The sequence below is a fragment of the Stappia sp. ES.058 genome (assembly GCF_900105595.1).
GTDB lineage: Bacteria > Pseudomonadota > Alphaproteobacteria > Rhizobiales > Stappiaceae > Stappia.
In genome coordinates, this window is sequence record NZ_LT629784.1 from 559297 (window position 1) to 583317 (window position 24021).

The 24021-nt window shown below is 64.8% G+C and carries 18 protein-coding genes, 1 tRNA gene and 1 riboswitch; of the genes, 11 read left to right on the forward strand and 8 right to left on the reverse strand.

Annotated elements, in window-relative coordinates; translation table 11 throughout:
- Positions 1 to 52: 52 nt before the first annotated feature.
- The 4 genes from BLU32_RS02665 (at position 53) to BLU32_RS02680 (ending at position 8480) form a co-directional block, all read left to right on the forward strand.
- Complete coding sequence (locus BLU32_RS02665) at positions 53 to 1273, forward strand: glycosyltransferase family 2 protein (RefSeq protein WP_157727465.1); 1221 nt, start codon at positions 53 to 55, stop codon at positions 1271 to 1273.
- Between the two features lie 117 nt (positions 1274 to 1390).
- Positions 1391 to 2638, forward strand: a complete 1248-nt coding sequence (locus BLU32_RS02670) for a DNA repair exonuclease (RefSeq protein ID WP_093804870.1) — start codon at positions 1391 to 1393, stop codon at positions 2636 to 2638.
- Complete coding sequence (locus BLU32_RS02675) at positions 2638 to 6150, forward strand: YhaN family protein (protein WP_093804871.1); 3513 nt, start codon at positions 2638 to 2640, stop codon at positions 6148 to 6150. The genes BLU32_RS02670 and BLU32_RS02675 overlap by 1 nt, the downstream gene beginning before the upstream one ends.
- A gap of 86 nt (positions 6151 to 6236) precedes the next feature.
- Complete coding sequence (locus BLU32_RS02680; RefSeq protein WP_093804872.1) at positions 6237 to 8480, forward strand: tetratricopeptide repeat protein; 2244 nt, start codon at positions 6237 to 6239, stop codon at positions 8478 to 8480.
- Positions 8481 to 8503: 23 nt separating this feature from the next.
- On the opposite strand, the gene BLU32_RS02685 is transcribed toward BLU32_RS02680, so the two are convergent.
- Positions 8504 to 8577, reverse strand: a tRNA-Gly gene (locus BLU32_RS02685).
- Positions 8578 to 8791: 214 nt separating this feature from the next.
- Between BLU32_RS02685 and BLU32_RS02690 the strand changes: the two genes are divergently transcribed.
- The gene (locus BLU32_RS02690) at positions 8792 to 9598 is read left to right on the forward strand and encodes an ion transporter (protein WP_093804873.1); all 807 of its coding nucleotides are present in this window, start codon (positions 8792 to 8794) and stop codon (positions 9596 to 9598) included.
- Between the two features lie 11 nt (positions 9599 to 9609).
- On the opposite strand, the gene BLU32_RS02695 is transcribed toward BLU32_RS02690, so the two are convergent.
- From BLU32_RS02695 to BLU32_RS02705, 3 genes are read right to left on the reverse strand one after another with little or no spacing between them, the layout of a single operon-like run.
- Positions 9610 to 10164 (reverse strand): YigZ family protein, encoded by a 555-nt coding sequence (locus BLU32_RS02695; protein WP_093804874.1) that lies wholly within the window; start codon positions 10162 to 10164, stop codon positions 9610 to 9612.
- A 4-nt stretch (positions 10165 to 10168) separates the two neighbouring features.
- On the reverse strand, positions 10169 to 10843 hold the full coding sequence (locus tag BLU32_RS02700; protein WP_172838524.1) for a DUF2161 domain-containing phosphodiesterase: 675 nt from the start codon (positions 10841 to 10843) through the stop codon (positions 10169 to 10171).
- A 15-nt stretch (positions 10844 to 10858) separates the two neighbouring features.
- Positions 10859 to 11956 (reverse strand): 2'-deoxycytidine 5'-triphosphate deaminase, encoded by a 1098-nt coding sequence (locus tag BLU32_RS02705; RefSeq protein WP_093804875.1) that lies wholly within the window; start codon positions 11954 to 11956, stop codon positions 10859 to 10861.
- A gap of 147 nt (positions 11957 to 12103) precedes the next feature.
- A riboswitch (SAM riboswitch) is annotated at positions 12104 to 12183 on the forward strand.
- A gap of 38 nt (positions 12184 to 12221) precedes the next feature.
- On the opposite strand from BLU32_RS02705, the gene BLU32_RS02710 reads away from it, so the two are divergent.
- Complete coding sequence (locus BLU32_RS02710) at positions 12222 to 13415, forward strand: O-succinylhomoserine sulfhydrylase (protein WP_093804876.1); 1194 nt, start codon at positions 12222 to 12224, stop codon at positions 13413 to 13415.
- Here BLU32_RS02710 and BLU32_RS02715 read toward each other — a convergent pair whose 3' ends face one another.
- Positions 13416 to 14024 carry a CDP-alcohol phosphatidyltransferase family protein gene (locus BLU32_RS02715; protein ID WP_093804877.1) on the reverse strand — a complete coding sequence of 203 codons (609 nt, stop codon included), beginning with the start codon at positions 14022 to 14024 and terminating at the stop codon, positions 13416 to 13418. It lies immediately after the preceding gene.
- A 225-nt stretch (positions 14025 to 14249) separates the two neighbouring features.
- Between BLU32_RS02715 and apaG the strand changes: the two genes are divergently transcribed.
- From apaG to BLU32_RS02730, 3 genes are all read left to right on the forward strand, one after another.
- Positions 14250 to 14642, forward strand: coding sequence for a Co2+/Mg2+ efflux protein ApaG (apaG, locus tag BLU32_RS02720; RefSeq protein WP_093804878.1), 393 nt, complete (start codon positions 14250 to 14252; stop codon positions 14640 to 14642).
- 258 nt (positions 14643 to 14900) lie between these two features.
- Entirely contained in the window at positions 14901 to 16997 is a 2097-nt protein-coding gene (locus tag BLU32_RS02725) for an EAL domain-containing protein (protein WP_172838525.1), read from the forward strand.
- 103 nt (positions 16998 to 17100) lie between these two features.
- Positions 17101 to 19242: an EAL domain-containing protein gene (locus BLU32_RS02730; RefSeq protein ID WP_093804880.1), complete on the forward strand. Its 2142-nt coding sequence runs from the start codon at positions 17101 to 17103 to the stop codon at positions 19240 to 19242.
- On the opposite strand, the gene BLU32_RS02735 is transcribed toward BLU32_RS02730, so the two are convergent.
- Entirely contained in the window at positions 19227 to 19640 is a 414-nt protein-coding gene (locus BLU32_RS02735) for a tellurite resistance TerB family protein (protein ID WP_244501781.1), read from the reverse strand. The genes BLU32_RS02730 and BLU32_RS02735 overlap by 16 nt on opposite strands.
- A gap of 220 nt (positions 19641 to 19860) precedes the next feature.
- On the opposite strand from BLU32_RS02735, the gene BLU32_RS02740 reads away from it, so the two are divergent.
- Together BLU32_RS02740 and BLU32_RS02745 are read left to right on the forward strand one after the other, a co-directional pair.
- On the forward strand, positions 19861 to 21525 hold the full coding sequence (locus tag BLU32_RS02740; RefSeq protein ID WP_093804882.1) for a lysine--tRNA ligase: 1665 nt from the start codon (positions 19861 to 19863) through the stop codon (positions 21523 to 21525).
- Positions 21526 to 21564: 39 nt separating this feature from the next.
- Positions 21565 to 22284 (forward strand): SGNH/GDSL hydrolase family protein, encoded by a 720-nt coding sequence (locus BLU32_RS02745; RefSeq protein WP_093804883.1) that lies wholly within the window; start codon positions 21565 to 21567, stop codon positions 22282 to 22284.
- Positions 22285 to 22288: 4 nt separating this feature from the next.
- On the opposite strand, the gene BLU32_RS02750 is transcribed toward BLU32_RS02745, so the two are convergent.
- Both BLU32_RS02750 and BLU32_RS02755 read right to left on the reverse strand, forming a co-directional pair.
- Complete coding sequence (locus tag BLU32_RS02750) at positions 22289 to 23227, reverse strand: thermonuclease family protein (RefSeq protein ID WP_157727466.1); 939 nt, start codon at positions 23225 to 23227, stop codon at positions 22289 to 22291.
- A complete protein-coding gene (locus BLU32_RS02755) occupies positions 23224 to 23892 on the reverse strand; it encodes a helix-turn-helix transcriptional regulator (protein ID WP_093804885.1) in 669 nt (222 codons plus the stop codon). Before BLU32_RS02755 ends, BLU32_RS02750 begins: the two co-directional genes overlap by 4 nt.
- Positions 23893 to 24021: the final 129 nt, after the last annotated feature.

Below are 24021 nucleotides of genomic sequence, written 5' to 3' on the forward strand. Positions count from 1 at the left end.
GCTTTCGGTCGTTGTCACGATCCTTGGAATGATGCCGGGTGTTGTCCGGTTGATGGCTGGTGCGAGCGGTTGCCGGAGCCGGTTTCCGGCCCGACCAGGGCCGTCGGGGCCGCTGCCCGTCTACAGTGTCCTCGTGCCGCTTTACCGGGAAGTGCGCGTGGCTCCGGTGCTGGCGGCCGCGCTCGGCGCGCTGGAGTATCCGCGGGGTCGCCTGGAAATCCTGTTTCTCCTCGAGGCCGACGATCATGAGACCCGAAGCGCGCTTGCTCCGCTGCTGTCCACGCATATGCGGATCGTCATCGTTCCGCCGGGCGAACCGCGCACCAAGCCCCGCGCGCTGTGCCATGGTCTTGCCGTTGCACGGGGCGAACTGATCGCGGTCTATGACGGCGAAGACAGGCCCGAGCCGGACCAGTTGCGTCTCGCCTCTGCCCGATTTGCGGAACTGCCGGATCGCGTCGCGGCACTTCAGGCACATCTCGCCGTCGATCACGCGAGTCATCGTGTCTTCGCGCGCCAGTTTCGCCTCGAATACGCCGGGTTGTTCGATTGCCTGCTGCCCTGGCTCTCGTCGAGGGGCTGGCCGTTTCCGCTGGGTGGGACGTCGAACCATTTTCGCCGTGGAGCGCTTGAGGCGGTGGGCGGCTGGGATCCCTTCAATGTGACGGAAGACGCGGACCTGTCGATGCGCCTGAGCCGCGCCGGATATGGCATGCAAACCCTGGCATCGACGACCTTCGAAGAAGCTCCGCTCGATTGGCGCGCCTGGCATGCGCAGCGCACCCGCTGGCTGAAGGGATGGTTGCAGACCCTGCTCGTAAACCTGCGCGACCCTGTGGTTCTTGCCGGGCAGATGCGCAAGACCAGGGTTGCGTTGTTGTTGATCTATCTTGTCGGCATGGTGGTCACGCTTGCCGCGCATCCGGTCTTTTTGCTCGTCCTCATGGCATATGGATCCGGGATATCGCCGATCCCGCTGAACACCAGCTGGCAAGCAAACGCCACGCTGTCGCTCGCCGGCACAAGCGTCGGTCTCGCCTATGGCAGCATGACCGTGCTTGCCTTCGCGGGCGCCAGGACGCGGGGGCACTGGCCGCCGGTCCTCGACCTGATTGTGATCCCGCTCTACTGGCTTATGCAAAGCGTTGCGTTTTATGCCGCCGTCGTGGACCTTGTCCGGCGTCCGCATTCCTGGTCGAAGACGGAACACGGGCTCGCACGCCGTCCGAAACGCCTTCCCAATGTGGCGCGCCGCACGCGTCGGCGCGCGTGACCGCGCCCTGCGGAAAGCGGCATTTCACCATGCGCCAGCTTGATCTAACCTGACACGAACCGCCGGCGTGCGATTCTCCGGCGGCTTTCGTCAGACCCCTTGCAACGGACATGATTGTTGGCGTCCTTTTCCTTTGTTCATGCGGCAGACCTGCACCTTGGCAGCCCGTTCCGGGGCCTGAGCCTGAAGGATCCGGCGGTGGCAGACCGCTTCGCTGATGCCACGCGCAATGCCTTTACGGCTCTTGTGACCCGGACGCTGGAATGCGGCGCGGATTTTCTGGTGATCGCCGGTGACATCTACGATGGCGAGTGGCAGGACAATTCCGTCGGGCTGTTCTTCAACCGCGAAATCGCGCGCCTCGACCGCGCCGGCATTCCGGTGTTCGTGTTGCGCGGCAATCACGATGCGGAAAGCGTTGTCACCAGGAGCATTTCCCTGCCTGCGAATGTGCGGACCTTTTCCACCCGCAAGCCGGAAAGCCATGTTCTGGAGGCGCTCGGCGTCGTCTTGCACGGCCAGAGTTTCGCCGATCGGCACGTGCCCGACAATCTTGCCCGCGCCTATCCGCCGCCCGTGGCGGGAAACTTCAACATCGGTGTCCTCCACACCTCGTTGACCGGGCGCCCGCCGCATGCCGATTACGCGCCCTGTTCGCTGGAGGACCTGACCGCCAAGGGCTACGACTATTGGGCGCTTGGCCATGTCCATCAGTACGAGGAGGTCAGTCGCGACCCGCCGGTGATCTATCCGGGTAATCTGCAAGGGCGCAACATCCGCGAGACCGGCGAAAAGGGCGCCGTGCGTGTCACGGTCGAGGACGGCAGGGTCTCCGGCCTTGAACGGTTGATCGTCGACGAGGCGCGGTTCGAGCGGCTCGACCTCGACATCGGCGATTGCGGTGACCTGTCCGACTTGCTGAGCGCGATCGAGAACCAACTCGCTCCGCTTGCGCAAGTGGCGGGGCGTCGCCCGGTCGCGGTGCGTCTGCGGCTTTACGGCCACTCCGCAATGCGGGCGTGGTTCTTTGCCAATCGCACGATGCTGGGCGACGAGGTGCAGGCGGCCTTCGACCGGGTGGAACAGGACCTCTGGCTGGAAAAACTCGTGCTCGACATCGCCGCAATGCCCGAGGAGGCGCCGTCGCCGCTTGCCGACAGTTCGCTCGACCTTGGCGCCCTGCTGGAGGATGCGGCAGCCGATCCCGAGCTGCGAACGGCGGCGAAAGCCGGTCTCGCCGACCTCGGCCGGAAAATTCCCAACCATACGCTCGACGAGGACCGCCCCTTCGGCGAGGATCTGGACGCTTTGATCCTGGAGGCGAAGGCCGTGCTTGCCGAGCGCATTTCGGGGCGCGGACGCTGATGCGCTTCGAGCGGCTCCATTTCCTGCGCTACGGCAATCTGACAGACGTCACGTTCCGGTTTCGCCCCGATGCGAGGCTGCACCTGGTCTACGGGCCGAACGAGGCGGGCAAGAGTTCCGCGCTCGCCGCCGTATCGGATCTTCTTTTCGGCTTTTCAGGAAAGCGCAAGACAGCGGATGGCGAGTATGTGAACCGCTACGACTTCCTGCATTCCGGCCCGAGCCTGCGGGTCGCCGCGACCCTGCGCAACCGGGCCGGAGAGACCATCGACTTTCGCCGCAGGCGCGGGCGCAAGAACACGCTGCTGAGCGATAGCGATGGCGAAACACCCTTGCGAGACGACGCGCTGACACCCTTTCTGGGCGGATTGTCGCGCGATGTCTTCGAACGCAGTTTCGGGCTGAACTCCGAAACGCTCAGAAAGGGCGCCGAGGCGATGCTCGCCGGTGAGGGCGGGGAGGACGGCCTGCTGCTCGCCGCCGCCTCCGGCCTTGGCGGATTGCGGGAGGCGCGTGCTGCGCTCAGCGCCGAGGCGGACGCGATTTTTACCCCGCGCGCGGCCCGCGAACGCCTGTTTTATCAGGCCCGTGCCCGCTACGACGAAGCCTGGGCGGAGGAAAAAGAGCATCGGCTGCGCGAAAAGGACTGGAAGGCGCTCAACACGGCGATTGCCGACAGTCAGGCGGCGGTTGACGAGGTCCGCGCCGCGCTGACCGCGATCCGCAAGCGTCAGGGCCGCCTCCAGCAGCTTGAGCAGTTCGACGAACTGCTTGCCGAGACGCGCGCGCATGAGCGTGCGCTTTTCGCCTTCGCGGATCTTGAGGCGGTCCCAACCGGCATCGGCCGTGCGCTGCACGAGGAACTGGCATCGGCGAACCGCGCCGAGGCAGCGCATCGGGCGGCGATGCAGGAGCTCGACACAGTGGAGCGGGAAAGGGACCGGATCTCGCCCGATGCGGCCTTGCTTGCGAAGGCGGAGACGGTCACACGGCTGTTTTCCCAGACGGGCGCCTACAGGGAGCGGCACAAGGACATTCCGCGCGTTCAGGCGGATGTCGACGAGCAGACCCATGAACTTGCGGCGCTCTTGCGCCGGCTGGGTCTTGGTGCCTTGCCCACCGACAGCGAGGCTCTTGCCGCCCGCCAGCCGAGCGATGCCGTGCTGGCGACGATAGAGGAGGGGGTTGAACACGGGCGGTTGTTGCTCTCTCGCCGTGATCAACTGGCTCAGGATATCGCCGAGCTCCGGCAGGAACTGTCGAAATTGCCGGACGGGGCGGATGGAGCGGATATCGGCGATCCGGCGCCGATTGCCGCGCGATTTGCAGCCCTTGGCCCCGACATCAAGGCGCTTGAGACGCTGGGTGATCTTCGCGAGCGGCATCGCGGCGAACGGCGCCGGGCCGTGGAGGCGGCATCGCGGCTGAGTCCCCCGGTTGGGGATATCCATGCGCTCGCGGGCGTGGCCCTGCCATCGGTGGAGACGCTCAGCGAGCATCGCACGCGGCTTTCGGAACTTCAGGAAATGGTGCGCCGGCACGATGCCGGGATGCGCGAGCGCATGGATGAGATCATGCGGCTCGATGCGGAGATCGTCGAAACGGAACGCGCGGGCGACATGCCGACGCCGATGGCAATTGCCGATGCGCGCGAACGCCGCGACGCCGCGCTCTCCCGCCTGCTGGAGGATCTGGCCGCCGGCGCCGGCGGCGGCAACGCGGCTGCGCTGGAAGCCCACGCCAGCCTGGTGCGGGAAGCCGACCGGCTGGCGGATCGTGCCGCGAGCGAAGCCGAACGCGTCTCCCGACATGCGGACATGAGCCGGAACCGGGCGGGTCTTCAGGCAGAGCAGGATGCGGCGACGTCCGAGCAAGAGCGGCTCGCCCTCGTTCTCGCGGACGCGCAACGCGCCTTTCGCACCCTGTTCGAGCCGGCACACGTGGAGCCGCGTGCACCCGGCGAGATGATCGCCTGGCGGCAGAATGTGGACGCTGCGCTGTCTCTCGCCGAAGAGGCGGAGAAGGTCGCCGACAGGATTTCATCTCTCGAAGCGCGTGAAGACGCTGTTGCCGGATCGCTTTCGCAGATCGCGGCCGAGCTCGGGGTTGAGGCGGGTTATGCGCTGCCTCTTTCGGCGCGCGTCCGGCTGGTGGAGGAGGCGCTTGGCGCGCGCTCCAAGGCCTGGAGCGAGGGGCGTACGCGGCTCGCGCTTCGTCAGGATGCAAAGCGGCGTCTGTCGAATCTGGACCGGAAAGCAGAGGAAAACGCCGACGCGCTGTCGCGGTGGCGCGCGGAACTGGATGCCGAACTTCAAGCGATCGGCCTGCCCGCCGGAACCGGTCTTGAGGCGGTGGCGGGAGCGGTGGCGCTCTGGCGGGATTTGCCCGAAAAGCTGAAGCTGCGGGATCTCGAGGCCAAGCGTGTTCATGGGATGAAGCGCGAAAACGCGGCGTTCGACGCAGCGCTTGACGGGCTCGTGAGCGAGGTTGCGCCCGATCTCGCTGACCATGTACCGGATGCGGCGGCCGATGCGCTTCATCGACGGTTGGAGACCGCGCAGTCCGACCAGACCCGCCGGGAAGGCGCGCAGACCCGGGTGCGGACAGCGCGCGAGCGCCTTGAGCAATCCGCCGAGGGGCTGGAGAGCGCTCGGGCGCACCTTTCGGACAGCCTCGCCCGCCTGCCGGAGACGCTGAGGTCGGGCGATCTCGCGGACCTTGCAACGCGGCTGGAGGCGCGCGACGGCGAGGCGGCCGCATTGGCTTCGGCGCATGACCGTTTCGAACGCCTGGCCAAGGGGGAAAGCCGCGCGAATGTCGAGGCGGAGCTTGCCGATTTCGACGCCGAGGCGGCCACGGTCGATCTTGATCTTCTGAAACGGGAGGAGGCGGATCGGGACAAGGCCCTGAATGATGCCTACCATCGGCTGCAGACGAAAACCGCAGAGCGCGCCCTTCTGGAACGCGGCGACGGCGTCGAGCGCGCCGCCTTCCGCAAGCTTGCGGCGGAAAACGAGATGATGACGCTCGGTCGCGAGTGGATGGTTCTGAAGCTCGCCGAGGGGCTGCTGTCGACCGCGATGGAGCATCACCGCGCGCAGACCAGCGATCCGGTGATGGCGCGCGCGGGCACGATCTTCAAGCGGTTGACGCAAGGTTCCTTCGCGACGCTGACGCAGGTCTTCGACGACGACGACCACGCCCGTCTCATGGCCTGCCGTGAGGACGGCGCGCAGGTGCCCGTGGATGCCTTGAGCGAAGGCTCGCGCGACCAACTCTATCTGGCGCTGCGCCTGGCGTTTCTGGCCGATTACTCGGCCCGCGCGGAAGCCGCCCCCTTCATCGGCGACGACCTGTTCCAGACCTTCGACGACACGCGCACGGCGGCGGGGATCTCGGCGCTCGCGGACCTGTCGCAAACGGTCCAGCCGATCCTCTTCACCCACCACCTGAGTGTCGTCGACATCGCCCGCAAGACGCTCGGCGAGGGGCTCGATCTGCTGGAGTTTTGATGGGGGCAGAACAGTGTCGTCAGGGTTGTGCCGCGACGATGTACTGCTAGACTCACGTGTCTGGGTGCGGTCGGGGTCGAGGTTGCGTGTTCAAGGACGATGCATGTCTTGAAAAATTCGTGACGATGCTGGTCGCCACGTCGGTCGCCGGCGCGGCAACCGGCGGCGTTGCCGTTGTGCCGGGTGCGGCAGAGGCGCTCGTTTCCGGCGGCGGGCTCTTGACGCGGCTTTCGGGCCAGCGCCGCAGCGATGCGCATCGCATCATCCATGAGACGACGGTAATTGTCCGCGCGCAATGGACGGTGTGGATCGCGACGTCTTCGCGCACGGATGAGGCGGATCTTGCCAATGCGGTCGCCTCCTTCGAGGAGGTCGTGCCCCATATCGCGCCGCGCCCCGCCGATGTCGTCGCCAAACGGCTCAAAGCAACGGCCATCGCGGATCTGATGCTGGAGCGTGCCGAAGCCGCGCGCCCGGACCTCTACGCCGACAAGAGCCCGCGCAACGCGACGGCGAAGCTTGCCCGCGAGTTTCTGCATGAGCTTGTGCGCCGCTCTTATGGACTGCTGACCGCCAATCCGGACTATCTCGACCGGATCGCGCCCGACCTCTGGCGCGGCGTGCTGGAGCAACTCGGCGACATCAAGGCCGACACGGGGGCGATCCGCGAGAAACAGGACGCTCAGGGCGATCAACTCGGGCGCTTGGAGGCGATGCTCGCGGCCTTGCCGGAAAGGACCGCCGCCGCGCGGGCCAGTGGCATTAGCGATGACGCGCTGATCGCGCTTGCACGCACTTTCTCCGAAGGTGTCGCGGATGCGGAGCAGGCGTTTCGGGAATTGAAGTATGCGGTCGAGATCGCGATCGGCGTGCAGCAGGAGGGCGCTGCGGGCACGAACCTCGGCGCGTTCGTCGACGAGGTGTTGCGCCGCGTCGCCCTTCTGTCCGCGACGGGTGATTACGACGGTGCGGCAAGCGAGATCGACACGGCGCTCGCGGCGGAAGAGGCGGAGCACAAGGAGCGAATGGTGCGGCTGCTCGACGCCGGGATCGAGCAGGACCTGCTGCGCCGCCGTCCCGAGGCCGTCGCGGATCGGATTGTTCGCAAGACGGTGCTCGAAAACGCGGCCGGAACGCCGCTCTTCGAGGCGCTGCGGCCGGGGTTTGAGTCTTGGTACGAGAGCGGTCACAGCAAGGGGGTTAATCTTGATCTCGAGGTGGTAGTCGCTCTCGCGCAGCGAGTCTGGGAGATAGCTGACGGACCGGATCAAAGGGGGACTCTACTTAACATTCTCGGCACCGCGCTTTTGACTTTAGGAGAACGGGAGAGCGCGAACGATCGCTTGGAAGAAGCGATCTCGGCTTATCGGTTTGCGCTTGAGGAGTTTACTCGGGCACGTTTCCCACTCCAATGGGCGAGCGTTCAAATGAATCTAGGCAATGCACTTCAGGCTCTTGGACAACGTGAGAGCGGAATAGGTTGCCTGGAAGAAGCCGTTACAGCCTATCGACTTTCGCTGGAGGAGCGAACGCGGGCACGAGACCCGTTTAATTGGGCGAAGGTGCAGATGAACCTCGGCAATGCGCTTCGGATTATGGGAGAGCGGGAGAGCGGGACGGACCGCCTCGAGGAAGCGGTTACGGCCTTTAGGCTTTCGCTTGAAGAACGAGCGCGGGCGCGCGTACCGCAATACTGGGCGATGACGCAGATGAACCTCGGCATTGCGCTCACGATCTTGGGGCAGCGGAAGAGCGGGACGGATCGCCTGGAGGAAGCGGTTTCGGCCTATCGGCTTTCGCTGGAGGAAACGCCGCAGGCGCGCGTACCCTTGGAGTGGGCGATGATTCAGATGAATCTCGGCAACGCGCTTACGATCTTGGGGGACCGACAGAACAGAACGGATTATCTGGAGGAAGCCGTTACTGCGTATCGGCGTTCGCTTGAGGAGAACACTCGTGCACGTGTGCCTTTCCTATGGGCGAGGGTGCAAATGAATCTCGGCAATTCGCTTTTGTTCGTAGGAGAGCGAAACGGCAGGACAGATGAGCTGGAGGAAGCCGTCGAGGCCTGTCGGCTTGCGCTTGAGGAGATTACGCGGGCGCGCGTTCCGGTCGACTGGGCAGGTACGCAGATGAATCTTGGCAATGCGCTTATGTCGCTGGGTTGGAAAATGAAGGACCTTCAAAAGCTTGCCGAGGCAAGAACGGCGCTTCTTGGCGCCAACGAGGTCTTCGAGGAGGCCGGCATCGATCTATATCGCGCGCGCATCGCGCATTGGCTTGAAAAGACGGAGCGCGCCATCGCGGAACTAGAAAACCGCGGGTCCTAGGTCCGGGTCGTACACATAAAAAATGGAGCGGGTGAAGGGAATCGAACCCTCGTCTTAAGCTTGGGAAGCTTCTGCTCTACCATTGAGCTACACCCGCTTGTACCACGCTATATCGGCGGCGCGGCGGCGGCCTGTCAAGAGGCGAGACAGCGCCCGGCACTGCTGCGCACCGCTTTCCCGGTGCTGCCAACGCAAAGCAGGCGGCGCAAAAAGTTTGCGCTTGATTTCCCCTCTCCCATCGCCACGTTTGGCGGCGCCGCCAGCAGCCCGTTTCCGGGCGTGGGGATTTGCAATTTCAGGGAGTGCCGAACATGCGCGAGCGGGTGACACGCCTCGTTCAATCGAAACGCTGGGAAGCGGCGATCATCGCGCTGATTGTGATCAATGCGATCACCCTCGGGCTGGAAACCAGCGAAACCGCGATGCAGGCGGCGGGCGGGTTTCTCTATGCGCTCGACCGGACGGTGCTTGCGGTGTTCGTCGTCGAGATCGCCCTGCGCATCTACGCCCACCGGCTCCGGTTCTTCCGCGATCCCTGGAGCCTGTTCGATTTCTCGGTCGTGGCGATTGCCCTGATGCCGGCGACAGGCGCGCTCTCCGTGCTGCGCGCGCTGCGCATCCTGCGCGTGCTCCGGCTGATCTCCGTGGTGCCGTCGCTGCGCCGGGTGGTCGGGGGACTGGTCGCGGCCCTTCCCGGCATGGGCTCCATCGTGCTTTTGCTGTCGCTGGTCTTTTATGTCTTCGCGGTGATGACGACCAAGCTCTACGGCGCCTCGTTTCCGGAGTGGTTCGGCACGATCTCGCGCTCGCTCTACACGCTGTTCCAGATCATGACGCTGGAGAGCTGGTCGATGGGCATCGTGCGCCCGGTGATGGAGGTCTATCCGCTGTCCTGGCTGTTGTTCGTGCCCTTCATCCTGTGCACGGCCTTTACCGTTTTGAACCTCTTCATCGGTGTCATCGTCTCGGCAATGCAGCAGGAGCACGACCAACTTGCCGAAGCCGACCGCCAGGCGATCCACGACGAGACGGGGGTGCTTCTGGCGGAGGTCAAGGCGCTTCGAACGGAGGTCAACGCCTTGCGCTCCGAGATCGCGAAGCCGGGGCGTGAGGACTGACGTGCGGACCGTCAGGTTTCTAGCCGGGCCAGATCCTCTTCCGGGCCTTCCAGCGTCAGCGTCACGCCGGCTTGCGTGAAATCGCGGGCAATCACGCTGAGGCCGAGCTGCTCGACCTGGCGTTCCAGCTCCGAGCTTGAAGCGAAATCGGCGCTGACCTCTTTCACGGCAAACCGCTGGAAGGGGATCAACTCGGCATTGGCGATGGCCGCTTGCGCCGCCCCGGAATAGGCCCTCGCCAAGCCGCCGCCGCCAAGCTTTATGCCGCCGAAATAGCGCACGACCAGCACGGCGCAATCGACCAGCTCCGCGCCTTGCAACACGCGCAGCACCGGCATGCCGGAGGTGCCCGCCGGTTCGCCGTCGTCCTTGCCGCTTTCCTCGATGCGGTCGTCGTCGAGAATCCGTCGATGCGCGGTGACGATGTGGTTGGCCTTGCGGTGTTGCTTGCGCAACTCCTCCAGCCGCCGGTCGAACATCCCGACGGGAACGAGATGCGCCAGAAACCGGGACTTGCGATCTTCCAGAAATCCCTCGTTCTCGCGGGTGATAGTCATCAGGGGCATGGCGCTATTCCGCGCCTTTTGCAGAAGCGGGAAGGGCGGCGGTTCCCTTCGGGGTCAGCGCATAGACACCGCGCTCGACCCGTTCGAACCAGCCATAGTGATCGTCGGCCATCAGCCGTGTCGCGTTGGCAACGCCGGTCGCTTTCGCCACCTCCGCGCCCCGGCTGGGGCCATTGGCGGCAAGATGCGTGGCGCAGCGCAGCGCGTCCTGCCGATAGGCCGTCACGAGCCGGACCCGTGTCGAGCCGCCGGTGTTCGGATCGCCGACCCTTCGGGCAAACTCCCTGAGCAGCCGGTCCTTGCGCGCCATCGACTTGCGCGGGTTGAACGGGCCCGGATCCAGATGCACTTCGACAAGGGCGTCGGCGAGGCGAACCGTGATCAGGCCGAGGCCGAGGCGGCGGGCGAGTTTGAGATTGTTCTTCAGCGCCGCTTGAAATCTTCGGCCCGCCATCCGGGGGACCGCGACATAGACGGCATCGGTGATCGATTGCCGTGCAATCGCCTGATGGAAGAGACCCAGCGTGAACCCTGTCTTCAATTCGACGATCACGGGATCTTCGTCGCCGCGGCAGGCGACGACATCGGCGGCGCCGACTTCGGCCTTCACCTCGTAGCCTTGCGCCGTGAGAAACGCCTTTATCGGAGGGTAGAGCTCTGTTTCCGGAATGCTGGCCATATGTGAACTCGCACCCTAGGCACTCGCCCTGAAGTGCTTCGACAGCTTGAGCGCCTGACCCTGGTAGTTGGAGCCGATGCCCTCGCCATAGAGCGCTTCGGGGCGCTCCAGCATGTGCTCGTAGACCAGCCGGCCGACGGTCTGGCCGTGTTCGACGATGAAGGGCACCTCGTGCGAGCGCACTTCCAGCACCGCGCGCGAGCCGCCGCCCAGCGTCGAGTGGCCAAAGCCCGGATCGAAGAAACCGGCGTAATGCACCCGGAACTCGCCGACGAGCGGATCGAAGGGCACCATTTCGGCGGCAAACAGCGGCGGCACATGCACCGCCTCGCGCGAGACGAGAATGTAGAACTCGTTCGGATCGAGGATCAGCGTGCTGTCGCCGCGGTGGACGATTGGTTCCCAGAAATCGAGCGGCTCCTGCGCGGCCTTGGCGTCCATGTCGATGACGCCGGTGTGACGCTTGCCGCGATAGCCGATCAGGCTGCCCGGGCCCTTGCCCTCCAGATCGATGGTCAGATGAACGCCGCCGCCGATGGTGGTGTCGCCGCCGGCCACCAGCATGTGCTCGGCATGGATCGCCCTGAGGTCGGCGTCCTGCACGAAAGGGTCGCCGGTGCGAAACCGGATCTGCGACAGCCGCGAGCCCTCGCGCACCAGCACGGGAAAGGTGCGCGGGCTGATCTCGGCGTAGAGCGGGCCGCGGTATCCGGCCGGCACCGTGTCGAAGGCTCGGCCCTCGTCGGTGATGACGCGGGTGAAGACGTCGAGGCGGCCGGTCGAGCTCTTCGGGTTCGTGGTGGCGGAGACGGCGGCGGAAAGCGACAGTCCTTCCATCAGCGGCACGATGTAGACGCAGCCGGTTTCCAGCACCGCGCCGCGCGTCAGGTCGAAGGCGTGCAGTTTCAGCTTGTCGAGCTTGTCCATCACCTTGGCGCCGACGCCGGGCAGGAAGCTTGCCCGCACCCGGTAGGCGAGCGGACCGAGGCGCAGGTCGAGGCTCGCCGGCTGGATCTGGTCGGCGTCGGGGTGGCGCGGCGCGGAGATCTCGCCGCGCGTGAACATCGCGCCGATCGCCTGTGCGGGAAGGATGCCATGCGCGGTTTCGGTCATGTGTCTTTCCAAGAAGCCTTCGGGTTTTGCCGTGCTTAGCGCAAGCTTGCGCGATTTGCCATGGCGAACTCGTCCGGTTCCCGTGCGAAGGGCGCCTCGACCGGCGTCAACGCAGCGTTGACGCCGGTCGAGCCTTGGCGTATCACCAATACGTTCCGTGGTGATTTGGGCCGGCCGGCTTGCAGCCACGTTAAAGAAGTTGCTAAAAAGGCCGGGTTGCAAGACCCCGGCCCGTGGCCGGGGTTTTTGCATTTGGAGGCAAGGCATGAGTTCAGATACGCGCCGCTGGCACCCCGAAACCGCTCTCGTCCATGGTGGTACGACCCGCTCGTCCTTCGGGGAAACCTCCGAAGCGATGTTTTTGACGCAAGGCTTCGTCTATGACAGCGCCGAGGCGGCCGAAGCCCGTTTCAAGGGCGACGATCCCGGCTTTGTCTATTCGCGCTACGCCAATCCCACGGTTGCCATGTTCGAGGAACGCATCGCCGAGCTGGAAGGCGCCGAGGCCGCGCGCGGCACCGCCAGCGGCATGGCGGCGGTCAATCTGGCGCTCATGGCCTGCTGCAGGGCGGGCGATCATGTGGTCGCGGCCAAGGCGCTGTTCGGCTCGTGTCGCTACATCGTGGAAACGCTGCTTCCGCGCATGGGTGTTGCCTCGACGCTCGTCGACAGCACCGACCTCGATGCCTGGCGCGCCGCGATCCGACCCGAAACGGTGGCCTGTTTTCTGGAAAGCCCGACCAATCCGACCCTCGAGGTGATCGACATTGCGGCGGTCGCCGAGATGGCGCACGGCGTGGGCGCCCGGCTGATCGTCGACAATGTCTTCGCAACCCCGATGTGGCAGTCGCCGCTGACGCTTGGCGCGGATGTGGTGGTCTATTCCGCGACCAAGCACATCGACGGGCAGGGGCGGTGCCTGGGCGGGGTCGTGCTCTCCGACGAGGAGTGGATCAAGGACGAGGTAATGCCGCTGGTCAAGCACACCGGGCCGGCGATGAGCCCCTTTAACGCCTGGGTGCTGCTCAAGGGACTGGAGACGCTGCCGCTGCGCGTGGCGCGCCAGACCGAGACGGCGGCCACGCTTGCCGACCGGCTTGCGAGCGACCCCTCGGTGTCGCGGCTGATGTATCCCGGCCGTGCCGATCATCCGCAGGCCGACCTTGTTCGCCGGCAGATGAAGGCCGGATCGACGATGATCGCTTTCGAGGTGAAGGGCGGCAAGGCGGCGGCCTTCCGCTTCGCCAATGCGCTGAAGATCATCCGCCTGTCGAACAATCTTGGCGATGCCAAGAGCCTGATCACCCATCCCGCGACAACGACCCACCAGAGCCTGAGCGAGGAGGCGCGTGTGGAGCTGGGAATCTCGGATGCTCTGATGCGTTTTTCGGTCGGTCTGGAACACGCTGATGATTTGGCGGAGGATCTCGGGCAGGCTCTGGAGGCCGCACGGGGCTGATCAGTCCTTGAGCATCCGCGCGACGAGGATCACCCGCGCCAGGGCGGAGACGAGACAGATCGCCGCGAACCCCCAGGCGAGCAGCGGGAAGGCTTGCGGCCACAGGCACATCGCCAGGAAAACGGCGATGGTCTCCGCGCCTTCGGCCAGCCCGCCAAGGTAGTAGAGCGACTTCTGGCCCTGAATGTCCGTGGTGATCCCGCGCTTTTCGGCCATCACCGAAAAGCCGAGGAAGCTCGCGCCGTTCATGTAGAACGCGAGCAGGAGCGCTGCGGCGGCAAGCGCGTTCGCATCGGGGTCGAGCAAGGCGAAGGCGAAGGGCACCGCGCCGTAGAAAAAGAAATCCAGCACGATGTCGAGATAGCCGCCCCGGTCGCTTGTGTGGCTTGCACGCGCCACCGCGCCGTCGAGACCGTCGGCCAACCGGTTGAGGGCGATCAGGAAAAACGCCACCACCGGCGCGCCGAGCGCGACGATGAGTGCCGCGAGAAGCCCGAGGCCGAAGCCGGCCACGGTCACGGCGTCAGCCGTGACGCCGCGCGCGGCGAGATACCGCCCGGCGGCGTTGATGGGCGGGTCGATCAGCGGGCGCAGACGGGCGTCGAACATGGGACCTCCGGTTACTGGGTGCTCTGGATGGCCCAGCTGCGCGCCCGGTTCAAGCGCTCCGCGCTCACAAGCGCGTCATGCGATCGCCGCGGCAGCACCCACGCGGTGCTGGGGAACGCGGAAAATTTGTGTTGTTCTCTTACTGGAATCCGTCGAGCGCCGCGCTAGACTTCGTCAGTTGTCCACGCCGCGAGGTTGCGGGCGGACTGCGTCGGGAGGACTGCCATGTACCGGGCTGTGACGCATGACATACAGGTGACCGTCGAGCCGTTCTATCTCGTGGAGGAGTCCGATCCGGATACCTTGCAGTATCTGTGGGCCTACACGGTCGAGATTGCCAACCACGGTACGGAAACGGTGCGGCTGCGCGCCCGCCACTGGCTGATCGTTGACGGGGCCGGACGGGAGGAAGAGGTGCGCGGCCTCGGCGTGGTCGGGGAGCAACCCGTCTTGGCGCCGGGCGAGCGCTATGAGTACACCTCCGGCTGTCCGCTGAGCACACCATCCGGCATGATGAGCGGCAGCTACGAGATGGAGGATGTGAGGGGCGGGCGCTTCGAGGTCGCCATCCCGCCGTTTTCTCTCGACATTCCCGGTGAGGTGCGCAGCATCAACTGAGCGGATCTTTCGTCGGATCGGCCATTGCGTTGTGTGGAGTTGTTTTACTCGAGGCTCTCCCCAGTAGATTGCGCCAAAGAAAAGTGGACAGTCAACGCCCGGGGGCCGATAGAGGGGCAGATGAAGTCTCCAGTCGTGAAAATCGGTCTTTGCGAATTGTTATTTTCGAATCGGGATTTGTTTCTGCTATCTTAATACTTTGCCTGTCTAGATTGGACGATGCGATTTTTGCCGTCTTGCTCGGAGGAAAGTACGACAGTGGCATCGATAAAAAACGTCGTGCAGGATGCCGGTGCCGTACCCCTCGACTTGAGAGGCCCGGTGGACGATGCCTTTCTCACGGCTTTCCAGATCTCGTCCATTCGAATGATCTACTACGACACCGACATGATTATTCGGGACGTCAACAGGGCGTTTCTTGAAAACGACGACTTTACAAGGGCGGATGTGATAGGGCGCCCCATGCGGACCGTCATGGGTGACGCGATCTGGGAACGCGCGCGTCCGGCTGTCGAGGCGGCCCTGCGCGGCGAGCCGCAGGTCACGACGACCTGGGGGCTGCGCCGGGCGACCCGCGAACGTCTCATGCGGATCCGTCACGAGCCGGTGTTCGATGCCGCCGGCACGGTCACGGGCCTGATTGTGCTGATAGAGGATACGACGGAGCTTTTCGAGCTGGAAAACCGCGTTTCCATGCATGAGGAGGTGTTCCGGCAATCAACAGAGGCCATGTCGATTGTCGGGCTGGATTTCCGGTTTATCTGGTCGAACCCGGCCACTGCGAAGACCTGGGGGTATACGGCCGAGGAAATCATCGGCAAGCGTCTCGTCGATGTCATCGGCGAACGGGGATTTCTCGAACGCGCGAAGCCCCATCTCGATCGCTGTTTTTCCGGCGAACAGGTGGAGTATCAATTCAAGCACGATTTTGCGAACGGTGACATTGTCTATTTCGAGCTGAACTGCGTGCCCTTCCGCAGCAGCACGGGCGAGGTGATCGCCGCCGCGGTAACCCGGCGCGACGTGACCAGTGCCACCATGATGAAAGCTGAGTTGCTGCGGCAGGCGCGCCAGGATGCGTTGACCGGTCTTGCGAACCGCTATGCCCTTGAAGAAGAACTGGAGATGCGTGTGGCGCAATGCGCCGCCACGTTCGCCGACAGCGATGTGCGCCTGTCCGCGCTGGTTCTGGTTGATCTCGACGGGTTCAAGGTGGTCAACGACATCGCCGGACACAGTGCCGGCGATGCCTTGCTGAAACAGGTCGCCGATCTCCTGCGGACCATCGACAAGGTGGACATGATCGCGCGGCTGGGCGGCGACGAGTTTGCGCTCGTGCTCTCGGCCTGCACCGCGGCCAAGGTGGAGGCGGCCTGCCAGACGATCATCAGCGGACTGGAAACGACCCCTTTCGACTGGGACGGCGCCCGCTACTCCGTGCGTGCCAGTGTCGGCGTCGCCATGCTTGACGAGGAGATGTTCGAGGCGACGGTGCCGAGCATCTACGACGTCATCAACTGGGCCGACCGGGCTTGTCGCCTTGCCAAGGAGCGCGGTGGATCGCGGATGGCGGTCTACCACGCGGCGGATACGGAAATCCAGGCGCGCTTTGAGGAAACGGGAAACCTGCGCGTGGTTCAGGATGCGCTCCTGAACGGACGTTTTGAGCTCTATGCCATGCCGATTGCGCCGATCGACGGGGTCAGCGGTCAGTACTTCGAGGTGTTGCTGCGCATTGTCGGGACCGACGGGCAGATGCTGGTGCCGGCAGCGTTCATTTCTGCTGCGGAACGGCATCAGATGATGGTCCCGGTCGACAAGTGGGTGGTGCGCAACGTGCTGGAGCGCCTGCGGACGGCGCCCGCGGACCTGCAATTGACGGTCAACCTGTCGGGACAGTCCGTCGGCGATCCGGAGTTTCGCGACTTTCTGGTTGCCGCCCTGGACGAAAGGCCGGAGGTTCACGGGCGGCTTGCGTTCGAGATCACCGAAACCTCAGCAGTGCGCTCGATGGAGACCGCGCGCGACCTGATCAAGGCGCTGCGCGGGCGCGGCTGCGGCATCGTTCTCGATGACTTCGGGTCAGGCCTGTCGTCCTTCGGCTATCTTCGCAAGTTCGATGTCGACATGCTCAAGATCGACGGCAACATCATCGGCGATGTCGCCAACGATCCGGTTCAGCAGACGATTGTCGCCGGCATCGTCGCCGTTGCGGCTGCCATGGACGTTCGGGTCGTGGCGGAGTTCGTCGAAGATGAGCAGACGCTCGAGACGCTGCGTGACCTCGGCGTGAGTTTGGTGCAGGGCTATCATGTCGGACGCCCGGCGGCGTGGTCGGAGACCTTCGGAAGGTGAACGCGCTCCTGTGCGGCGTTGTCTGCTGTTCGCGGTGGTCATATCGGTTCGACGTGCCTATTGTGATCGCACATGACATGTCCGTGCGCAGCATTGGGGCCACTTGAGCTTGCGAAAGCCGGAACCGGAAACGACTGGCAGCCCGTCGACGGAGCGTGCCGAGACCAGTGCGGAGGATGCCGCCTGGTGGCCCATCGCGGTGGACCGCGAGGTCGTGCGCAGCACCATCATCGAGATGAACCGTGCCGGCGTGTTCGTCTGCGACCGGAACTATCGGATCTGGGACGTGGACGGGGCCTTTCTCGACATGGAAGGCATGTCGCGCGCCGATGTCATCGGGCGCACGGTGGAGGAAATTCTCGGATCGAAGGTGTTCTCGCTGCGCCGCAAGAATCTCGACGAGGCCTTCGCCGGAAAGGCATTGCGCATTCGCGTGCCCGGCGTGCGCGACAAGACCCTGGGGAAATTTCTGGAGGTGTTTTTCCAGCCGGTTTTTGACCGCGGCGAGGAGGTCGTCTGCGTCATCTGCGCCGTGCGCGATGTCACGCAGTTCCAGCACCTCAACGAACGCCTGTCGATGCACGAGGAAATCCTGCGGCAGACGACCGACCGGATCTCCGTGATCGGTACGGACTTTCGCTACAAGATGACCAATGCCGCCAATGCGGCGTTCAGCGGAAAGACGCCGGACGACTTCGTCGGGCTGCATGTGCGCGACCATATCGGCGCGGAGCGCTTCGACAAGCGCGCGAAAGCGCATTTTGAACGGTGTTTTGCGGGACAATCGGTCGAATACGAGCACGAACTGCCCGTGGCGGGACAGGAACCGCGCCATATCCGCGTCCGGATGGATCCGTATCGCGACGACGAGGGCAGTGTCACCGGGGCGCTTATCGTCTTGCGCGACATTACCGAGGCGGCGCGTCTGGCGAAAAAGCTGCGTCGCCAGGCCAGGGAGGACGCGCTTACCGGCCTTGCCAATCGACATGCATTGCGGGAGGAACTGGAGCGCGTTCTGGATGACATGCAATCGTGCGGGAAAACGGCGGCATTGCTGACGATTGATCTGGACGGATTCAAGGTGGTGAATGATATCGCCGGCCACAGCGGCGGCGATGCCCTTCTTCAGCAGATCGCGGGTCTGCTGCGCAGCTTCGCCTCGCAGGACATGCTCTGCGCCCGTCTTGGAGGCGACGAGTTTGCCGTGCTTGCGCCGGGAGTTGACGCCGCCGCCGCGCGTGATCTGGGACATCGCATCACGTCCGGGCTGGCATCGATGCGCTTTGTCTGGCAGGACGTTCCCCATGCGATCACCGCCAGTGTCGGCATAGCTCTCATCGAGCCTGCCTTTGGTGCAGCGCCTGAAAAAAGCGCTTTCCAGGTTCTCAACGAGGCCGATCAGGCCTGTCTGCATGCCAAATCCATTGGTGGCGCACGTCCCGTTGTCTATCGCCCCGACGCGGAGGAAATGGTGGCGCACCGGCTCGACATCGGCAATCTCCAGATTGTGCGCAACGCCCTGGAGAGCGACCGCCTCGAGCTCTATACGATGCCGATTCTGCCGATCGATGGGGCGTCCGCGCCCCATATGGAGGTGCTGTTGAGGATTGTCGATGACCATGGCCGGGTGCTGGCGCCCGCCGCGCTGATCACGTCGGCCGAACGCCATGGCCTGATGCCGCGGATCGACCGATGGGTCGTCGCGACGGCCCTGGAGAACCTGCACACTGTCGATCCGCGAACCTGTCTGACGATCAACCTGTCCGGTCTGTCGATCGGCGACCCGGAGTTCACCGCCTTCCTGCTCGAGACGCTCGACACCAGGCCCGACGCGGCCGGACGCCTTGCATTCGAGATTACCGAGACCGCGGCGGTTCGCAGCATGGTGACCGCCCAGGCCCTGATCGCTGCGCTGCGCACCAGAAACTGCCGGATCATTCTCGATGACTTCGGATCGGGCCTGTCATCCTTTGCCTATCTCAGGCAGTTTTGTCTCGACAGTCTGAAGGTCGACGGGGCGATCATCGGCGAGGTCGCGCATGACGAGGTGCAGCGCACGATTGTCGCCGGGATCGTGGCGGTGGCGCGCAAGCTCGGCATCGGTGTGATCGCGGAGTATGTCGAGGACGCGGAGACGCTCGCGATCCTGCGCGACCTTGGTGTGACAATGGCGCAGGGATACTATATCGGGCGCCCGGCGCCCTGGGTGGGCGCCCGGCCGATGCCGTCTCAGCTCGCGCGGTAGCGGGCCTGCGCGCCGCGCTCGATCGCGGCGACGGTCAGCTTGTCGAGGCCGAGCGTGTCGCGAAGCATCTGGAGAAGACGCAGTTCCTCCTGCTGCACGGCGAGATCGGCGACGGCAACGTCCACGGCCAGGGCGTATGCCGTGTCGCGATGGCTCGGCGGGACGCTTGCGGCAATTACCGCAAAGGTGTCCACCATGCCGTTTTCCGCTTGCAGCCGATCGCCGCAATCCTGGGCCACGCGCACCAGTCGGTCCTGGTCGAACCCGGCGAAGACGGGCAGTGTCTTCACGACTTCGCCCATGGAATGCAGTTCCTGGTCGGTCATGCTGCTATCCGCAGCGGAGACCATCACCATCACGTAGATCAGTGCTTCCTGAAGTGAAACCTGTTCGCTCATCGGCTGTGCAGCCCCTGTATCGACGTTCCTTGTTGCATGGTGACGTAAAGCCAACCCGGAAGCAGTGCAACCCGCGAAATGCAGGCTGAGCCCCTGCGGGCTTTTTTGCCGCGACCCTGTTCCGTTTGTGCGGCGCATCCAGTAGTGTCCGGCCTCCGTTTCCACGCACCTTCACCGGGAAGCGGCCGTCTATCCACCCTTCAACAACAATGGTCCGATCATGACCTCAGTTTCGCTGCCGACGCTTGACCTCTCCCCCTCCATGAGAGACGCGGCCATGGCTTCCAAAGCCTGGCCGTTCGAGGAGGCGCGAAAGCTGCTGAAACGGGTCGAGGCGCGCGGCGCCGACCGTCCGGTGTTGTTTGAGACCGGCTATGGCCCGTCCGGCTTGCCGCATATCGGCACCTTTGGCGAGGTTGCCCGCACCACCATGGTACGCACCGCCTTCCGCCTGCTGACGGAAGACACCGTGCCGACGCGCCTTCTGTGCTTCTCGGACGACATGGACGGTTTGCGCAAGGTGCCGGAGAACGTCCCGAACCGCGAGGCGATGCAGCGCTACATCGGCCAGCCGTTGACGCGCGTGCCCGATCCTTTCGATGCCGGTCACCCAAGCTTCGCGCATCACAACAATGCTCGGCTTCGCGCCTTCCTTGACCGGTTCGGCTTCGAATACGAGTTCGCCTCCGCGACCGACTATTACACCTCGGGCCGGTTCGACGATGCGCTTTTGCGCATGCTCGCCGTCTACGACAAGATCAAGGACATCATCCTTCCGACACTTGGCCCCGAGCGTCAGGAAACCTATTCGCCGTTCCTGCCGGTGTGCCCGCGCACCGGTACCGTGCTTCAGGTTCCGACCGTGGAGCGAAATGTCGCCAGGGGCACCATCGTCTATATCGATCCGGAGACGGGCGAGAAGGTCGAGACGCCGGTGACCGGCGGTCGCGTCAAGTGCCAGTGGAAGGCCGATTGGGCGCTGCGTTGGTTCGCGCTCGGCGTCGATTACGAGATGGCGGGCAAGGACCTGATCGACAGCGTCATGCTGTCGTCGAAGATCTGCAAGGTGCTGGGCGGTCCGCCGCCGGAAGGCTTCAACTACGAGCTCTTCCTCGATGAAAACGGCCAGAAGATCTCCAAGTCGAAGGGCAACGGCCTGACCATCGACGACTGGCTGGCTTATGCCTCGCCGGAAAGCCTGTCGCTGTACATGTATTCCAAGCCGAAGACCGCAAAGAAGCTCTACTTCGACATCATCCCGAAGACCGTCGACGAGTATTTCACCTTCGCGCAGAAGTACCCGGAGATGCCGCTCGAGCAGCAACTCGGAAACCCCGTCTGGCACATTCATTCCGGAAATCCGCCGGCCGTCGACCTGCCGGTGCCCTTCTCGATGCTGCTCAACCTGGTGTCCGCATCCAATGCGGTCAACAAGGACGTCTTGTGGGCCTTCATCTCGCGCTATGCGCCGGGGGTCACGGCCACGACCCATCCCAAGCTCGACGAACTGGTGGGCTACGCGATCCGTTACTTCGAGGATTTCGTCAAGCCGGCCAAGACCTTTCACATCCCCGACGAGACGGAACGAACCGCCCTTGCCGCGCTCGATGAAAAGCTCGCGGCCCTGCCGGCGGATGCGGACGCTGCGGCCATCCAGGACGCGGTCCTCGATGTCGCGCGCGGGATCGAACGCTATCAGGATCCGAAAAAGAAGAGCCCCGACGGCGGGCCGGGCGTTTCGGTTGCCTGGTTCTCCGCGCTCTACAAGCTGCTGCTGGGGCAGGAGCGCGGGCCGCGCTTCGGGTCGTTCGTCGCTCTCTATGGGATCGGCGAGACGCGGGCGCTGATCGCCAAGGCCCTGTCGGGCGAATTGTCGGCCGCCTGATCCCGATCGGACAGCCCGGTGGCATCAAAGGGGATTGGCATGGGTGCGTTCACCTCGCTCCTGAGTTGGCTTGCCTTGCCGCTCTATGCGGTCGAGGGCACGCGGGTGCGTGCCCGCACCCATCGCCATCCACCGCCGCCGGGCCCGGTGTCCGGGCGGGTCGGAGATGATGCGGGCCGCCCGCTCAGGCTTCTGGTTCTGGGCGATTCCTCGGCCGCCGGGGTCGGTTTGAAGCGGCAGGAGCACGGCCTTGCGCCCCGTCTGGCCGAGGCGCTTTGCGAAAAGACCGGGCGGCCGGTGGACTGGCGGGCGGCGGGGTTCAATTCCGCCACCGCCGGCATGTTGCGCGATCACGTCGTCCACAATCTGGAACCGGTGCCCTACACGCATGTGCTTCTGTCGGTCGGCTTCAACGACATGAAGAACTATCACGCGCGTCGGCGGTTCCTGAAGGAGTTCGGCGGGCTGATCTACGCCGTCAAGGCGCGGTTTCCCGAAAGCCGGCTTTATTGGTCGCGCACGCTCGATCCGGCCGATGTCCCCGGCCTGCCCGCGCATCTCGCTGCGATCCTCAAGCTGCGCATGTCGATCCTCGATCCGGTCGGGGCATGCCTGTGCCGCGAGCGTGGCGCAACCGCGATCCCGGCAATGCGCGGTCTCGTGCCCGAGGCTTTTTGCGATGACGGCATCCACCCGTCGGAAGCCGGTTTCCGCGGCTGGGCGACACATCTGGCCAGCCACATGCACGCCGGCGACTGAGCTGTCAGCGCGTCAACGCATCTTGCGCGTCCTGTCGCGTGTCCGGAGACTGCCCGTCTGCAGCATCGCCGCTCTGCGGGTGCCACGGCGTGTCGACGATCTCCACGTCGCCCAGAAGCCCCTCGAGCGAGGCGTCGCCGGGGTCCGCGGCCGGTCGCGATCCATCCCCGGGACGTGATGGCGAAGGGGCATCGCTCGCGGTCGCACCTGGCCGGTCCAGATCTCCCCGCCAGTCGAGCTGCCAGATGCCCTTGCGCTTCGCGCGCGCGGCCTTGCTTGCCTCATGTAAAGAGGCGGCGGCGTCCGGTTCAGGCCGTGCCCACCCCTGGGCGATCATCCATTCGCTCAAATCCGTATCCTGGCGCCGGCATTGTGCCGCGACCAGACCGCTCGCGATTTCCGACACCTGGTCGCAGGTGACGGCCCGCCGGCGAACGAAAGCGCGAAGCGCGGTGCGCGCGCGTCGGCCGCAGGGCCAGGATCCCCCAAGCCGCGAGGGGCAGGTCTCGGAGACCTTTGGCGCGTCGAGGCCGGCCAGCCGGATGGTCAGGGTCTTGTGGCGCAATGTGCCGGCGTCGACCACCAGGGGGCGGCGGAAGGTGAGTTCATCGGGAACTTCAATCTTCGGCTGCTCCGGCAGTCGGGCCTCGACACGTTTCAAGGGCCCTGTCACGGGTGGTGGCGGCAGAATGTCCGCCGTTGTCACATTGCGGATGGACTGCGGCATCGGAGCCGGCGGAAGCGGATCAGGCGGGGCTGACCGGCCAGTTGTTGCATTCGTTTCCGGGAGGGGCGTGGGGCTTGGTGTCGTCGCCTTGTTGTCTTGCAAGGGATCGCCCGCCGGCAGATCGCCATCCATCAGCCAGGCGCCGGCGATGGCAACAAGGGCAAGGCCCAACCCCATCGCGCCGATCCGCATGCGCCAGGACGAGGCCCGGCTCACTGGCTTGCCCAGATGATCCGCGCCACCCAGTCGACGTCCGGTTGGGAGAAACTCACGATCTCCCGATCCTCCAGCAACGAGCGCACGTGGATGCGGGCGCTGGTGCGCCGTTCGAAGACATGGGCGAGCAACGCGCCGTCCGCCAGGCGCAGCATCACCCGGTCGCCCTTGCGAATGCGGGCGGCCGGCGAGACGACGACGATGTCGCCATCGCGGTAGAGCGGCAGCAAGGCATCGCCGGAGACGCGGATGGCGGTGTCGCGCGCGGGCACGTCGGGGCCTGCGGCCGGCCAGTCGGTTTGCTCCGGGTAGCCGCCATCGTGGAAAAAGCCGCTGGCGCCGTGGGCAAGCGGATCGGCGTTGGACATGTCGCCCGGCAAGGGCAAGATGTCGCTGGCGCGCCGGAGGTCGGACGGGATTGGCAAGCGATCCGCAGGGTGGTCGAGGAGGTCGACGAACTCCGAAAAGCTGGCACCGGTCGCGGCGAGGATCTTGGACACCGATTCCATCGACGGCCAGCGCGGACGCCCGTCCGGCGCGGTGCGTTTGGACGGATTGAAGGTCGTCGGATCCAGTCCCGCGCGCCGCGCGAGACCCGAGGCGGACAGCCCATGGCCGCTGGCCAGACGGTCGATGGCGGTCCATACGCTTTCATGCGACAGCATCTTGCGGCCCCGTCTCCTGCTGGCACCTTCGTGCCGCGTGTTCCCGGCACGGATATCCCCGCTACGGTATATATTCCTAAAGCGGCCGAAGTGCCACCCCGGGGCGTGCGCTTTCCCTTGTCTTGCGGG

Excerpts from the sequence above, each read along its gene's own strand:
- BLU32_RS02665 (WP_157727465.1), top strand. The coding sequence starts at position 53 with ATGGCTGGTGCGAGCGGTTGCCGGAGCCGGTTTCCGGCCCGACCAGGG.
- BLU32_RS02675 (WP_093804871.1), top strand. The coding sequence starts at position 2,638 with ATGCGCTTCGAGCGGCTCCATTTCCTGCGCTACGGCAATCTGACAGAC.
- BLU32_RS02690 (WP_093804873.1), top strand. The coding sequence starts at position 8,792 with ATGCGCGAGCGGGTGACACGCCTCGTTCAATCGAAACGCTGGGAAGCG.
- BLU32_RS02695 (WP_093804874.1), bottom strand. The coding sequence starts at position 10,164 with ATGCCCCTGATGACTATCACCCGCGAGAACGAGGGATTTCTGGAAGAT.
- BLU32_RS02700 (WP_172838524.1), bottom strand. The coding sequence starts at position 10,843 with ATGGCCAGCATTCCGGAAACAGAGCTCTACCCTCCGATAAAGGCGTTT.
- BLU32_RS02705 (WP_093804875.1), bottom strand. The coding sequence starts at position 11,956 with ATGACCGAAACCGCGCATGGCATCCTTCCCGCACAGGCGATCGGCGCG.
- BLU32_RS02710 (WP_093804876.1), top strand. The coding sequence starts at position 12,222 with ATGAGTTCAGATACGCGCCGCTGGCACCCCGAAACCGCTCTCGTCCAT.
- BLU32_RS02715 (WP_093804877.1), bottom strand. The coding sequence starts at position 14,024 with ATGTTCGACGCCCGTCTGCGCCCGCTGATCGACCCGCCCATCAACGCC.
- apaG (WP_093804878.1), top strand. The coding sequence starts at position 14,250 with ATGTACCGGGCTGTGACGCATGACATACAGGTGACCGTCGAGCCGTTC.
- BLU32_RS02735 (WP_244501781.1), bottom strand. The coding sequence starts at position 19,640 with ATGAGCGAACAGGTTTCACTTCAGGAAGCACTGATCTACGTGATGGTG.
- BLU32_RS02740 (WP_093804882.1), top strand. The coding sequence starts at position 19,861 with ATGACCTCAGTTTCGCTGCCGACGCTTGACCTCTCCCCCTCCATGAGA.
- BLU32_RS02745 (WP_093804883.1), top strand. The coding sequence starts at position 21,565 with ATGGGTGCGTTCACCTCGCTCCTGAGTTGGCTTGCCTTGCCGCTCTAT.
- BLU32_RS02755 (WP_093804885.1), bottom strand. The coding sequence starts at position 23,892 with ATGCTGTCGCATGAAAGCGTATGGACCGCCATCGACCGTCTGGCCAGC.